Source organism: Bradyrhizobium sp. LTSP857, from assembly GCF_000938285.1.
Classification (GTDB): domain Bacteria; phylum Pseudomonadota; class Alphaproteobacteria; order Rhizobiales; family Xanthobacteraceae; genus Bradyrhizobium.
Map to the genome: position 1 here is coordinate 15236 of NZ_JYMS01000040.1, position 13015 is coordinate 28250.

The 13015-nt window shown below is 61.9% G+C and carries 13 protein-coding genes; 3 read left to right on the forward strand and 10 right to left on the reverse strand.

Annotated features, from left to right (window positions below):
• The first annotated feature begins 53 nt into the window (after positions 1–53).
• The 3 genes from UP06_RS26325 to UP06_RS26335 all read left to right on the forward strand — a co-directional run bounded on the left by UP06_RS26325 (position 54) and on the right by UP06_RS26335 (position 2622).
• Positions 54–398, forward strand: coding sequence for a tRNA-binding protein (locus UP06_RS26325; protein WP_045006592.1), 345 nt, complete (start codon positions 54–56; stop codon positions 396–398).
• A 185-nt stretch (positions 399–583) separates the two neighbouring features.
• Positions 584–1885 carry a 4-aminobutyrate--2-oxoglutarate transaminase gene (gene gabT / locus UP06_RS26330; RefSeq protein ID WP_045006593.1) on the forward strand — a complete coding sequence of 434 codons (1302 nt, stop codon included), beginning with the start codon at positions 584–586 and terminating at the stop codon, positions 1883–1885.
• Between the two features lie 242 nt (positions 1886–2127).
• A complete protein-coding gene (locus UP06_RS26335) occupies positions 2128–2622 on the forward strand; it encodes an Lrp/AsnC family transcriptional regulator (RefSeq protein WP_045006594.1) in 495 nt (164 codons plus the stop codon).
• A gap of 797 nt (positions 2623–3419) precedes the next feature.
• On the opposite strand, the gene UP06_RS26340 is transcribed toward UP06_RS26335, so the two are convergent.
• From UP06_RS26340 to UP06_RS42725, 10 genes are all read right to left on the reverse strand, one after another.
• Positions 3420–4460, reverse strand: coding sequence for an FUSC family protein (locus tag UP06_RS26340; protein WP_050032051.1), 1041 nt, complete (start codon positions 4458–4460; stop codon positions 3420–3422).
• A 10-nt stretch (positions 4461–4470) separates the two neighbouring features.
• Complete coding sequence (locus tag UP06_RS26345; RefSeq protein WP_082078774.1) at positions 4471–5898, reverse strand: DUF4403 family protein; 1428 nt, start codon at positions 5896–5898, stop codon at positions 4471–4473.
• Positions 5899–5951: 53 nt separating this feature from the next.
• Positions 5952–7208: a DUF3300 domain-containing protein gene (locus UP06_RS26350; RefSeq protein ID WP_050032054.1), complete on the reverse strand. Its 1257-nt coding sequence runs from the start codon at positions 7206–7208 to the stop codon at positions 5952–5954.
• 41 nt (positions 7209–7249) lie between these two features.
• The gene (locus UP06_RS26355; RefSeq protein WP_156163239.1) at positions 7250–7555 is read right to left on the reverse strand and encodes a hypothetical protein; all 306 of its coding nucleotides are present in this window, start codon (positions 7553–7555) and stop codon (positions 7250–7252) included.
• Positions 7556–7732: 177 nt separating this feature from the next.
• On the reverse strand, positions 7733–8743 hold the full coding sequence (locus tag UP06_RS26360) for a phospholipase D-like domain-containing protein (protein ID WP_045006596.1): 1011 nt from the start codon (positions 8741–8743) through the stop codon (positions 7733–7735).
• Between the two features lie 24 nt (positions 8744–8767).
• On the reverse strand, positions 8768–10561 hold the full coding sequence (locus UP06_RS26365) for an ABC transporter ATP-binding protein (protein ID WP_045006597.1): 1794 nt from the start codon (positions 10559–10561) through the stop codon (positions 8768–8770).
• A 12-nt stretch (positions 10562–10573) separates the two neighbouring features.
• The gene (locus UP06_RS26370; RefSeq protein WP_045006627.1) at positions 10574–11806 is read right to left on the reverse strand and encodes an alpha/beta fold hydrolase; all 1233 of its coding nucleotides are present in this window, start codon (positions 11804–11806) and stop codon (positions 10574–10576) included.
• Positions 11807–11897: 91 nt separating this feature from the next.
• Positions 11898–12179, reverse strand: a complete 282-nt coding sequence (locus UP06_RS26375; protein WP_045006598.1) for a hypothetical protein — start codon at positions 12177–12179, stop codon at positions 11898–11900.
• Between the two features lie 101 nt (positions 12180–12280).
• Entirely contained in the window at positions 12281–12610 is a 330-nt protein-coding gene (locus UP06_RS26380; RefSeq protein ID WP_045006599.1) for a hypothetical protein, read from the reverse strand.
• Between the two features lie 92 nt (positions 12611–12702).
• On the reverse strand, positions 12703–12954 hold the full coding sequence (locus tag UP06_RS42725; protein ID WP_082078772.1) for a hypothetical protein: 252 nt from the start codon (positions 12952–12954) through the stop codon (positions 12703–12705).
• Positions 12955–13015: the final 61 nt, after the last annotated feature.

The window sequence follows — 13015 nt, forward strand, 5'->3', positions numbered from 1 at the left end:
ACATGTTCTAATGATCGCCGAAAAGCACGCCCATCCTGACCGAGGTCCGCGATATGACGCAACTGAAGGCCCAAACTACCTACGACGACTTCGCCCCTCTCGACATCCGGATTGGCAGGGTCGTCGAGGTCGAACCCTTTACCAGGGCGCGCAATCCTTCCTATAAGGTAGGCGTCGATGTCGGAGCCGAACGAACCATGTGGTCGAGCGCTCAGATCACCAACTACGAACCGGAGGCGCTGGTCGGCTCGCTCGTCGTCTGCATCTGCAATCTCGGCCCGAAGAATATCGCGGGCTTCACTTCCGAATTGCTCATTCTGGGCGCGAAGAATGCCGACCGGAATGTGATCGTGCTTGGCCCCCGCAGCAAGGTCGCGGTCGGAGAGCCGATCTTCTAGCTGAAGGCACTACCCCTTCACTCTCGGCGCAGCACGGCAGCACGCCCTGCGGTTTGGAACTCCGACGACGATAGAGCTTGCTGTCTGTGTCTCGTCTTCGGCAATTTGATCGGGGCGGCGCGGGTAGGATTTCTGCAAGGCCAGCGCCCGGTGGCGAGGCCGATACACCAGCAAGGGATCCAGCCATGTCAGCCGCTCAAACCGCCGTCGAGCTTGCCGCACTGCGTAACGCCAATATCGCGCGCGGCGTCCTCACCGCCCATCCGATCACCATCGCGCGCGCGGAAGGCGCGTTGGTTTGGGACGTGGAAGGTAAAGAGTATCTCGACTTCGTCGCAGGCATCGGCGTGCTCAACGTCGGACACAACCATCCGCGAGTCGTGGCCGCGGTCGAGAAGCAGCTCAAGAGCGTCACCCATATGGCCTTCCAGGTCGCGGCCTACCGGCCGTATCTGGATCTCGCCGAGAAGCTGAACCGCCTGGTCGGCAAGGGTGAGGCCTACAAGAGCATCTTCCTTACTTCGGGTGCCGAAGCGGTCGAGAACGCCGTCAAGATCGCTCGCGCCTACACCAACCGCTCCGCCGTGATCGCGTTCAGGGGCGGCTTTCATGGCCGCACGATGCTCGGCATAAGCCTCACCGGCATGAGCCAGCCCTATAAGCAGAACTTCGGACCGTTCGCTTCCGAGATCTTCCACACAGCCTTCCCGGACTCCTATCGCGACATGACGACCGAGCGCGCGCTCGAAGCGCTCGATGAGGTGTTCGCAACCGAGATCGCTCCGGATCGTGTCGCCGCGATCATTATTGAGCCGGTGCAGGGAGATGGAGGCTTCCTGCCCGCCCCGGCTCCATTCCTCAAGGCGCTGCGCGAGATCGCCAAGCGCCACGGCATCGTGCTCATCGCTGACGAGATCCAGACCGGCTTCGGACGGACCGGAAAACTTTTCGGCTTCGAGCACTCCGGGATCCAACCCGATCTGGTGACCGTCGCTAAAAGCCTCGCCGGTGGATTTCCCTTGTCGGGCGTCATCGGGCGAGCCGAGATCATGGACGCTCCCCTCCCCGGCGGTCTCGGTGGCACCTACGGCGGCAACGCCATCGGCTGTGCCGCCGCACTCGCGGTTCTGGAGGCCTTCGAACAGGACAAGCTGCTCGATCGTGCGGAGCGTCTCGGCCAGAGGCTCGAAGCAGGCCTCCGCGAACTCGCTCGGAGGCACGCGATCATCGGCGACGTGCGAGGGCTGGGCTTCATGCAGGCCATCGAGTTGGTCAAGGACCGCAAGACCAAGACGCCCGACCCGGACCGCGCGCAACGCGTCATCGATCAAGCCCGTCAGTGCGGACTCCTGGTGATCAAGTGCGGTGTCCACCGTAACGTGATCCGCTTTCTGGCGCCCCTGGTTGTCTCGGACGAGAACCTGGACAAGGCTCTCGTTATCATCGACGCGGCGCTGTCGGCCGAAAGCGCAAAGGCGGTCGCGTAGGCTGTGGGCGCTAGGCCGGACACTTAAGTGTCCGGCCATCTCGCGAGGGACGCTGTAGCGCTTATAATATTGCCGTCCGAGCGCCGCCATCCGGTGCGGCCCGGACCGCCTGCCAGTCGAGCAAAACGCCGCGGCGCGACGCGGACCTGCCCGGCTGCTCTACGGACTTGTCGTGCCGCCTGGCTAGCGCTGGCGAACCGTAGCAGCGGAGGAAATCCCACCGGCAACATGGAGACGATTCTTTGAACGGCGTCCCGAAGCTCGATCGGATTGACTTGAACATCCTCGTCCAGTTGCAGAACGACGGGAGGATGACCAACGCCAATCTGGCTGAGGCAGTTGGCCTTTCGGCGAGCCCGTGTCTGCAACGCGTCAAGCGGCTGGAATCGGCCGGGTACATCACTGGCTACGGCTCGCAAATTAACCTTGCGAAGCTAACCGAGAGCATAAGCGTCTTCACCGAAATCACGTTGGTCGACCATCGCAAGGAGGACTTCGTGAAATTCGAGGCCAGTATGCGCAAGGTAGACGAGCTGATGGAGTGTCACCTTGTCAGCGGCGGCTACGACTATTTGCTGCGTTTCGTGTGCCGCAACATCAGCCACTACCAGGAGGGAATGGAACACCTGCTCGAACGCAACATCGGGATCGAGAAATACTTCAGCTACATCGTGCTGAAATCGCCCATAGTGAAAAGTGTTCTTCCGCTCAAAACGCTGCTCGATCCCCCGCAATGAGCCAAGCAACCGCATCGCTGCTGGCGCTCCAATTGGCCCAGGCAGCAAGCGGCGATCCTCTTTGTCTTTGGATCTCCGCCCAACGGCTTTTGCAAGAAGGGGCCAGCGCGGCGGTTCGAGAGTCGGCATTGAAACGGAACGCTAAGAGGGATGAGCCGAAATCGCCAGCGCAAGCCCTTCTCGGAAGGCCGAGGCGGAGGATCAGCTAATCCTACGTGACGCGCACAGTGCTGATTGCACTCGTCTCAAGCGGCATCGCGGCCAATGCTCCGGCAGCTCTGTCCCAGAATGCGGTGAGTTGTCTACTATCTTCCGCAGGAAAGCGCACAAAATCGTAGTTTGGAGTGCAAAATCGCTGGCTTGGTAGCGGGAGCGCGACTCGAACTCGTCGCCGCCAGACTGATAAGCTTTCGGCAAAAACCTTATCAGTCGCGAACTGACTCCATTTTGTTAGAAACCTTATCAGTCCAAGAACTGACCCCCATTGCGACCAGGGCTTTATCAGATGAAGGCTGCCTGCAATAGCGGTCAGAGTTTCAGGCAGAAAGCGGAAGGACCCGACAAGTGGTCTTCGATGCCGACGACGAACCGCAATAAATTCAGCGGATTGGCTATCAACATGTGCACAGCCGCTTCTGGCCCTGGGCGCATCAATCCCGATGTCGGGATGAGCGCGTCCCGGAATACATGCAATGATGGTAAGGACTCTGCACACATATCTAGCGGCAATCAAAATTGGTGGCCCTCTCCAACGCCCCCATCGCTTTGAAATTCGTGAGTCTCAAAGCCAGAAAAATTTAACATTGATGCTGTCGCGCAAATGGCAACTTTGCGAACAGCAGGACGACAGCAATGCCGATCGCGCCCCCAAGTATCGTCTCCCATCCCCTGGCGACGAGGACAGCGGCCGGATATTCTCCGCTCGCGCCCATGGTGACAACGAGTGCGAACGCATAGGCCCCACAAGCGACCTCATAGTGTTCGGGCAGCGCCATCGAATAGATGATCATGGCAAAGGCGGCCGCTACCCACACTATCAATGGCGCGTGAGCTGCAATCGGCAGGCAAGCAAGTCCCAGTGGCACGCCGACCAACGTACCCGCAACGCGCCGCCGGATGCGATCGATGGTGCCGGCAAGCGAGCCTGTCACAACGTAGGTGCACGCCGCAATTGCCCAGGCGGACTCCGTAAGTCCTAGAGCTTGTCCGAGAACTACGATGATGAGCGAGGCGAACGCGGCTTGCAGACCCATGACCGATTCAGTGAAGGCAATGTCGCCATCGGCTGGAATGTCAACTCGCGGCGAGAGCGCCGGCTTTTCAGCCGGTCCGCTCAGCAGCCGAGGCACGATTGCGGCAAGCCCGGCAAGGGAGGTGGCCAACGCGATTGTCCCGAGGTCCTGGAGCGCCGCACCGGAGGTGAAAGCCAGGAGCTGTCCAATGAAGATCTGTGATCCGACGCCAGCACCGAGAACTCCGTAGCGCCTGAGATACCCGACGCAGAAAGCTCCTGTAACCAACGTCAATTCGTCCCAAACGGGACCGAGCACAGGCCGTACAGCAACAAAGATTGCGGCACCAATGCCTGCCGCGAGACAAAGAATCAGGAGATCGCGGGCCGATTCGTATCTGGTCGCCTGCGACTCCGACACGCTTGCCCATAGCGCAAAGCCGGCCGCGAATACGCCAAGCAGCGGCCCCCGCCCCTCCGCGATGCCCGGCATGGTTGCCAGCATCGCGGCGAGGCCAAAGGCGGTCGCCAAGCGTAATCCCTTGACGCGCCTATGCGCACCCGGATCAATCCGGTCGAGCCAGGCACCGCGCTTGAAATCGACCATGATCGGCCTGCTACATGCCGTAGAGAATCTTTAGATCCCCGCTGGCTCGCAGCGCGATGACGATGCCATCTGCAGGCAAATAGACCTTTTCGAGCTTCGCCGAGGACAGATGCCCTTCCATACGGAAGCCATCCTTCAACGGCCTGGAGAGCCTAGAATTGGCGGCATTCAGCAGATTCTCGTAGGCAATCCCATAGTCGACATTTGCTTTCGATCCGAGCTCTGCCGCAATCGGCTCGACCAGCGGAGCCAGTGCTTCGTCACCCGAGATGACTGAGAGATTGGACAGACTGACGGCATGACCGTCGGCGTCGACCTGGATTCCGCCGGTGAGATAGATCCAGTTGCCGGCGTTAGCATCCGTCTCCGATGCCTTTGTGACGCGCAAGCCGATCACTAGTTTGCCGGATGACGGGTAGATTTCGACGTCACGAACCGAGATGCCCGGCAGCGCGGGCATCGCCGCGATCGCCTGCTTCAGTCTGTCCTTGATCGTGTCGTAGCCGATCTTGACCGGAAGAATGACGTCGAACGTGCCGGGAGCATCGACGTCGTGGCCCAGGGGCGGCAGCGGCGCTGCCGTGACAGCCGGCGGAGCCTGGCCTACGATGGTCGTAGCCGTCCCGGACAACTCGAGCGATCCCCGCAAGACCTTTGTATCGGCACGGACACCCGCGAAAGCGGCATTCTGCGGCGTGATCTGCAGCCACACGGCGGGATTGTCGGAGAGCTGGATCGGCTCAAAAGCGTGCCGCCAGGCGGCGACCGCCTTGTCGTGAAGATCGAGACGTCGCGCGGCCGCAAGTGCATGCGACCTGACGATACCAAGCTGGGTGTGGATGCGAGGTTCGGCATATTTCGCCAATGGTATCTCGCGGCCCATCACACGCAGCACCGGCGGCTCGCTCCAGTGAAAGCCGTCGCTGAAGTTCAGATCGAGCGACCAGTCGCGGCCAAGCTGCGGATGCGCCTCGGCCTCGATCGTCGCGCTGGCCTCCGTTTCGCCGTGGATGCGCGCAGTGAACCTGTTGGCGCCCTGCCCTTCGAGCACGCCATGAATCGGAACCAAGCCGTAGACGCGGTCGCCGCGGCCGTAGAGAGAGACCGGACCGGAGCGTTCGACATACCCCCAGATATCGCAATTGGCGTTGACGCGGAAGAACAGCACGCGTCGATGCACACAGCTGACCCGCTCATCGATGCTTGCAAGACGTCGTGGAATATCCTTACCGATATCCGCGGCAAGCGCAGGCAGCCCGAGCTCGATACTCGCCGAGATGCGAGAATCGGCGCTGAACGGCGCTACGGTGTCGGGAGCCAGAGGCGGCTTGTCGGCAGCCGAGGCGACGGACGTCAATCCGAAGAGACTGAGAACAGCGAGCGTCGCGCGCGCGGAACGCCGAATGGCGTAGCAACTGGCTTGATGGTTCGTTTTCATGATGGGTCTCCATCTCTAGGTCGTGAAATTCAGGACAAACTGGCGCGCCGGGCTCAAAGGCGATGACGGCCGCCACCGAAATGATCGGCAAACCCGCCGTCATCACCAAAGGCCCGAGGCTCGCGCCGGAACATCTCGGCGCGCGGACGGTCGAACTGGGGGCGTGCCTCGGCCATCGGGCGATCCAGATTGCGCCGCGGCATCGCGCGGTTCGCCTGTCTCGGCGCAATCCTCGGAGCGGTAGGTTTGACGAGATCGGGAATGCGCTTGGCTGCTCCAGCCGCGTCCATGACTTTGGCCGCCTCGCCTGCGCCGTCGAACTTACGGTCGGCCTCGCGAGGCAGATCCAGACGTCCGTTTCCGATACGATTGTTCAGTGCCTCACGCGCCGCGACGGTGTTGCCGCGGCCGAAGCGCTCGGCCACAGCGGCGTTGTGGTATGGCACGTCACCGCGATGGGCTGGGTTATGGACCCAGATATTGTTCGTGATGTCTGTGCGATTGAATGTGTTGAAGCGATTGACGTTGATGATCACGTTGTTGTGCCACCAATCGCATCCGCCCCAGATCGCAGCGCCGACGGTGACGCCCGCGGCGAACGAAACGATGTTGCTGGCGATGAACCCCGGCGGCGACCAGTAGAAGGGCGGATTGGCCGGATATCCCCACTGGCCGTAGGCCACGCTCGGATCGTAAACCGGAACATAATAGACATCGGGATTGACCGGTTCGACCACGATCGCCTGCTGCCGCGATGGCGCCGCGACGTCCGCGGGCGCCGGCTCGGAGGTGACGCGCTGCTGCGCGTTCGATTGCAGATTCCCCGTCGCCTGCGCCTCCGCGCGCAACGTCTGCACGGCCGCCATGACGTCCTGTTGCTGCGCAAGAAAGGCATCGCCGAGTTGTTGCGTCCAGTCGAGCTTGTCGCTCATCATCTGAAGGGTCTGCGGCACAGCCGCAAGCGCCTTGACGCTTGGATCCCAGGGCTGGCTCTGCATCGCGCTCTGCAGCTCGGAGCCGGTCACACCAGGATTATCGTGCGACCAGCGCGCGGCCTCGACGACCTCGAGTGGATAGGTCGTTGCCATCAGCACCTGCGTCAGCAGAGGATCAGGGTAGAGCGCGATGGGGGCGACGAGCTGTTCGAGCTGGCCCTCGGAAAGCCTGGACGGCGCCTGGCTCTGGGTTTGAGCCTGTGGCGCAGTGGCGTCCTGTGCTTGCGCCGGTGCGCCGGCGAAACTCAGTGCGATCACGACGGCCGCGCCGGCGATGTTGAAGCGCCTGCGCGCCGAGAAAGTCTTGTTTGTCACGGTTGTTGTCCTGTCGTCAGTTCGCGCAAAGCGCCTTCGGTTTATGGGCAGATGCGCTGGTTGTTGCGCCAGTAGCAGGTGGATCCACGCCGATAGGCGTAGACATTGCCGTAACGGCCGACCGCGACTGCGCCATTGCGATTGAAGGCGACGCCTCCGCGCGGGCCGACGCAACCGGCGCCGATCGCGCTTCGGCCGCAGGAAAAGGCTTGCGCCTGGGTGGCGCTGAACAGGCCGGCCAGCGCCGCAATGGTCAGGGCAGCGCAGGTGGAGATAGATGCTCTCAAAACGAACTTTGTTGTTAATTTACAATCTTTACGGGAATTTATGTCCAAGGTCGTTGTCATGTCTTGTTGTCCTTTGTCGGTGTGAGAAAAAGATCTTCGTGGGCGGCGGTTGGCCCGCTCTCAACGCGATGAACACATGCGCCTGGACGCCTTCGAATACAAATACCGCTTCAATATGCGGGTATCGGCGCGCGATATATCCGGCGACGGGACCGTTGACCACATCCGGAAGCTTGCCTAGCGCTGGTATCCTTCGTCGGGCGCGACTCCGCCAAGCGCCAGTCGGTTGACCTCACCGAGGCCACGGCCCTCCAGATCGGCAAGCACCGCCGCGTCGGATAGCGGGAGCTTTTTCGACCGCTTCCAGTCGCGCTCGACGGTCGCGATCAGACGCTGCACCACATGGTCCGATCCAGTTTCGATTGCCAACTCGCGCCGATCGTCAAAACTGCCGGGACTGAGATTGATCGAGCCGACGATGGCGCGGCTGCCGTCCGCTACCATGATCTTGCCATGCAGCTTCAGATGCCGCAGCGTCCGAACCTTGGCGCCGACGTCATGCACGATTCGCAGCCCGCTGACGCCTTCGAACAGCTTCTTGTGCTTCAGCTTGTGAAGCGCGCGGGACATGATCCGGACCTTGACGCCCCGATTCACCGCCCGCACAAGCCGCTCGATGATCACCATGTCCTGGTAGCGCTCATTCTGGAGCCAGAGCGTTTCCTTCGCGCCATCGATGAAATCCGCGATGCGCTGGCGACCGTTGTTCGGACACCAGATCAAATGAGACGCCGGGTCGGGCGAGAATTTCTGCTCGGCCCAGTCGGCATCGAAACAACGGACCATCTCGGCAACTTCCGACATCTTGGTGGTCTCGACCGCGTAGTCCCGCGTCTCCGTGAGGTCACGCGTCTCCCAGTTGAGGGATTCGATGAAGCCTACCCGACCGTCGATCACCATCGACTTCTGATGCGTCACGGCAAATTCCGTGCTGCTGTCTTTTACCGAGACACCTGCCGTGAGAAGGGTTTCGCGGGCGACGTCGTTGTCGCTCGTTCCGTCTCGCCGCGCCGGGTTGAGCATGACGCGAACATTCACGCCGCGGCGACGGGCCGCGACCACGGCCTCGAGCAACGCCGGGTCGGTGAACAGGAACATCCTGATGTTAAGGCTATGTTTGGCGGCATCGATGGGTGCGACGATCGCATCGGCGCCGTCATCGGGAAGAACGATCAGCCTGTGTGACATGGTGCTTGCTCTTTCTTGCTGGGTTCAGGCCGCATCGGCGGCGTGAGACGGCGCAGTCTGATGCTGGATCCGGCTCAACTCGGCAAAGTCACCGCCGCGCGCGATCAGTTCGTCGTAGCCGCCTTCTTCGGCCACTACCCCATCCCTGAGCACAATGATTTTGTCGGCATTGACCAGCGTGTTCAGGCGGTGGGCGATCATAAGCACCGTCCGCCCTTTCATCAGGCGATGAAGCGCATCGATGACAAGCCGTTCGGACTGCGGATCCAGCGCCGCAGTCGGCTCATCCAGCACGAGAATGGGGCTGTTGCGTACGACAGCGCGCGCGATCGCGATACGCTGACGTTGACCGCCCGACAGGGTGCTTCCGTGCTCGCCGACAAGGGTATCGTAACCATGCGGCATGCGCGCGATGAAATCATCGGCATTGGCGACATGGGCGGCAGCCAAAATCTCCGCTTCGTTCGCGTCAGGACGGCCATAAGCGATGTTCTCGCGGATCGTTCCGGGAAACAGGACCGTATCCTGGAGCACGAAGCCGATCTGTGCACGCAGGGACGCGATCTTGTAGTCTGCGACATCGACGCCATCGATCAGGATGCGGCCGAGCCGCGGATCGTAAAAGCGGGGCAACAGGCTCAGCAGCGTCGATTTGCCCGACCCAGTCGGACCGACGAAACCGACGACCTGGCCGGGCTGAATATCGAACGACACTTCGTTCAGGATCTGCTCGCCCGTCTCGTAGCCGAAGCTGACCCCATCGAAGCTGATGGCGCCTCGTACCCGGCCGGTGTCAACCGCGCCAGCGCGCTCGTCGATCACCTCGTCTGCGGACAGGATGGTCTGGATGCGTTCCAGCGCGACGGTGGTCTGCGCGATCGTGCTGGTCATGCTGGCGAGGTCCTTCACGGGTTTGAAGAACCTCTTGAGGTAGGCAAGGTACACGGTCAGAGCGCCGGCGGTCATGGTTCCCGCCACGATCAGTGCCGTGCCTTTCCAGAGCACGATGGCAGTGCAGATCGCCACTACGATGCTCACGAGAGGCGACATCAATGACTTGATCTTTCGGGCGCGGAGCGCGGCCTCGACAGTGGCGCGGCTCGCCGCTTCCAGATTGGCAAGCTCGAGATCCTGCCGTCCGAACGCCTTGGTGACCCTGATCGTGCTCAGGCCGCGCTGAACGATAGAAAGGACCTCGCTCTGGCGCACACGGACCGCGCGGGTCGCCTCCTTCACCGCCCACTTGAAGCGGAATACGAACAGCAGAAGAACCGGTGTGAAGGCGACCGCGATGAGCGTGAAGTCCCAGTCCAGCCAGAACATCAGTCCGACCATGAAGACAATGGTCAGCAGATCGATCACGATGTCGAGCGTCGACGACGACGCGAAATCCTGGATGGTTGCGACGTCGCTGGTGATCGTCGAGACCAGTGTTCCGATCCGGGCATGGTCGTAATAGCGCAACGACAGCCGATGAAGATGCTCGTAGATTCGCAGGCGCAGATCGTTGGCAACCCACTGCCCTACGCTCGTCGTATAATAATTATCGATGTAGCCCGCGATCGCACCGACCACGGCGATGGCCAGCGTCGCTACGCCCGCGAATAGCGCGACGCCGAGCGTGTGCTTGCCGAAACCGTAGTCATGCGCCCATTCCAGCCAATGCGGAAGGTGATGGTTTCCGAGCGCATCGTCGATCACGAGTTTCAGCGGCCAAGGGGCTGCGAGACCGACCACGATCTCGATCAGCATGGCGATGAAGACGATGGCGAGCCAGCCGCGATAGGGCCGGAGCAGGTCGAGCACCAGGCGTGACATTGGTGGGCGCTCCTATCGGGCCGAGGCTTCGGCCGGAGCCATCGCGGGCGCCGGCTTGCCGCAGTCGCTGGGCGCGGGCCGGCCCGCGAAGCGGTCCATCATCCAGCTCACCGCGGCTTCGGCGCTGTCGCGTGCGACGAAGCCATGCCCGACGCCCGGAACCGACATCATGGCGACCTTGCCGCCGGCCTCGCATTGCCGCTGCATGTACGCGCGCGTAGTCTCGGGACGGACGATGTTGTCGGTGCTGCCCTGCGCGAGGAACAGCGGAATCTGCGGCGAGAGAGCGACCGGCGTGTTGCGAACGGCCAGCGAGCGCCACGGTTCGACCGTTGCGATGCTCGCGACCGACAGGAACGCCTGCTCGAGCGGCTTTTCAGTCTGGCGCCGCTCCATGATGTCGAAGATTGACTCGATGCACTCGTTCGAGAGCCGGTCGACGGTCGGCATCGCCTGAGGCAAAACGACCTTGTCGATCGGCGCCCCATAGACGCGCGACCAGGACCACAAGGTCATCGCCGTTAGATTCTTGCCGCCGGACGTCTTGAAGTCGTCGCCCATCAGGGTCACAAGCGACGTCGCCGGCGCCGCGGCGGCGACACCAACCAGGTGCAACTCCGGAGCATAGGTCCCGGCGATCAGCCCGGTGTAGAGCGACGCCTGGCCGCCTTGCGAATGCCCCCACACGGCAAAGCTGTTGCCTTCGCCGACCCCGGGAAAGCTGCGCGCGGCACGCACCGAATCGATCACCGCACGCGCTTCGCTGTCACCGACGAGATAAGGATGCGGGCCGGCCGTCCCGAGGCCGGGATAATCGGTCGCGGCAACCACCGCGCCCTGCTCGACGAGCTGGCGGAGCCCCGCCATCTGCTGAAATGCGAAGATTGCGAGCGATGGCGCACAATGCGGTACGACGCCGGTGGTCGGATGTGCCCAGGCCACGATCGGTCGGCCGCCGGAAGGCATAGGACCGGGCGGCACCACGATGATGCCGGATACGGCGATTGGCTCGCCGTGCATACCGACCGAACGGTACAGCACGCGATAGGCTTGCGCTCCCGCGGGCGCGAACATCATCGGCTCGGAGCGGATCAGGCTGCCGGGCGGTCCTGCGAGTTCCCGGGGCGACGCTTCGTAAAACGCCGTCTGCGCCTGCGCGTTCATGGATGGCAGCGACATCGTCACGGCACAAAGCAGCGCGCTGAACCAGCGAGCCAGCCGAGGCGCAACGGCCCGGGACTTCATGAGATTCTTCATCATAGCCTCGTCATGGATCAAACGATGGAAGAGAACGCACGCCGCGCGGCATCACGGGGCGCACCGTCGACGGAAGGGCTCAGCGGAGCTCGCCAGATCGGGCGCGCGCGGCTTGTTCGTAGCCACCTTGGTCGACATGGCCAGGGAACATGACATCGTGACACGGTTCGCTCAGACTTGCCGCGTTGTCCTGAAGGCACGCGACGATCGCACCGACATTCGGGATGTAGCTGCCGCACAGCCTGAAAACGTCCGGCCTGCAGGCATTCTGCTGTTGCATGGTGCCTTGGGCGAAGGCGCTCGTGCCGATCGTGGTAACCGACAAGGCGATGGCAAAGGCTTTGGTCAATCGGGGCAGCATTATCGATCTCCAATGACGTTTGAATTTGGGTGCAAACATTCTTAGGTTGTCAAAACGAGCACATGTCTCCTGAGCAGCTGACCCTGCTGGCTTGGAACGCCTCAGATCACTTCGTATGCGAAAAGCGTGGCTACCAGCGTGATTCCGACTAGGCCGCAGAGGAAGATCAAGTCTGCGATCTGCTCGATCCAAAGGCTAAGCCTGGCGCGGTTAAACCAGCGGATCGACAGATAGGATGTCAGGGCGCTGGCGAGGAAGGTCACAGCCACGATCGCCGCATATTCATCGACATGCGACGTGCCGTGCTTGGCTTCAGCGAGCTTGACCAACCCGATCATGGTTGCACACACGCCGATCATCGTTCCCGAGACCGGCAGGATGTGCGACGCCAGACTGTCGCCTCTCGCGTGGATAGCTAATCGGTTGGACATCGAATTATCGGCTCGGTTCTGGTGCACGGATCATGCGAGAAGACGCGAGCCGCGCGACGGGAGGATTGATCGCGCGGCCAAAGGTGCGCTCTTTATTTCCAGCCGCCGCCAGGAAGACGGCCGTGATACGCCGTGTCGCGGCAGTGACCCCAGGGACCGTGCCAATAGCCGGGAGGGCAGCCGTTATCGGCCATGCGCGGTCCGTAGAACCCGCCCGGGTAAGGACCAGTGCCGAACATGTGGCAAGCACCACCCGGCCCGCGGTAGCGGTTGGCTCCGCAGCCATCCCGCGCTTCCGCGGGCTGTGTGGCGGCGAGTGCTGCCGCGAGGACGACGGCGATCATAGCCGCGGCACTGAAGCAAGTTTTGAACACAATGTTTCTCCTGTTCATCAATTGTGAGGAT

Excerpts from the sequence above, each read along its gene's own strand:
- UP06_RS42725 (WP_082078772.1), bottom strand. The coding sequence starts at position 12,954 with ATGATCGCCGTCGTCCTCGCGGCAGCACTCGCCGCCACACAGCCCGCG.
- UP06_RS26365 (WP_045006597.1), bottom strand. The coding sequence starts at position 10,561 with ATGTCACGCCTGGTGCTCGACCTGCTCCGGCCCTATCGCGGCTGGCTC.
- UP06_RS26340 (WP_050032051.1), bottom strand. The coding sequence starts at position 4,460 with ATGGTCGATTTCAAGCGCGGTGCCTGGCTCGACCGGATTGATCCGGGT.
- UP06_RS26380 (WP_045006599.1), bottom strand. The coding sequence starts at position 12,610 with ATGTCCAACCGATTAGCTATCCACGCGAGAGGCGACAGTCTGGCGTCG.
- UP06_RS26360 (WP_045006596.1), bottom strand. The coding sequence starts at position 8,743 with ATGTCACACAGGCTGATCGTTCTTCCCGATGACGGCGCCGATGCGATC.
- UP06_RS26370 (WP_045006627.1), bottom strand. The coding sequence starts at position 11,806 with ATGAAGTCCCGGGCCGTTGCGCCTCGGCTGGCTCGCTGGTTCAGCGCG.
- gabT (WP_045006593.1), top strand. The coding sequence starts at position 584 with ATGTCAGCCGCTCAAACCGCCGTCGAGCTTGCCGCACTGCGTAACGCC.
- UP06_RS26355 (WP_156163239.1), bottom strand. The coding sequence starts at position 7,555 with ATGACAACGACCTTGGACATAAATTCCCGTAAAGATTGTAAATTAACA.
- UP06_RS26375 (WP_045006598.1), bottom strand. The coding sequence starts at position 12,179 with ATGCTGCCCCGATTGACCAAAGCCTTTGCCATCGCCTTGTCGGTTACC.
- UP06_RS26345 (WP_082078774.1), bottom strand. The coding sequence starts at position 5,898 with ATGAAAACGAACCATCAAGCCAGTTGCTACGCCATTCGGCGTTCCGCG.
- UP06_RS26325 (WP_045006592.1), top strand. The coding sequence starts at position 54 with ATGACGCAACTGAAGGCCCAAACTACCTACGACGACTTCGCCCCTCTC.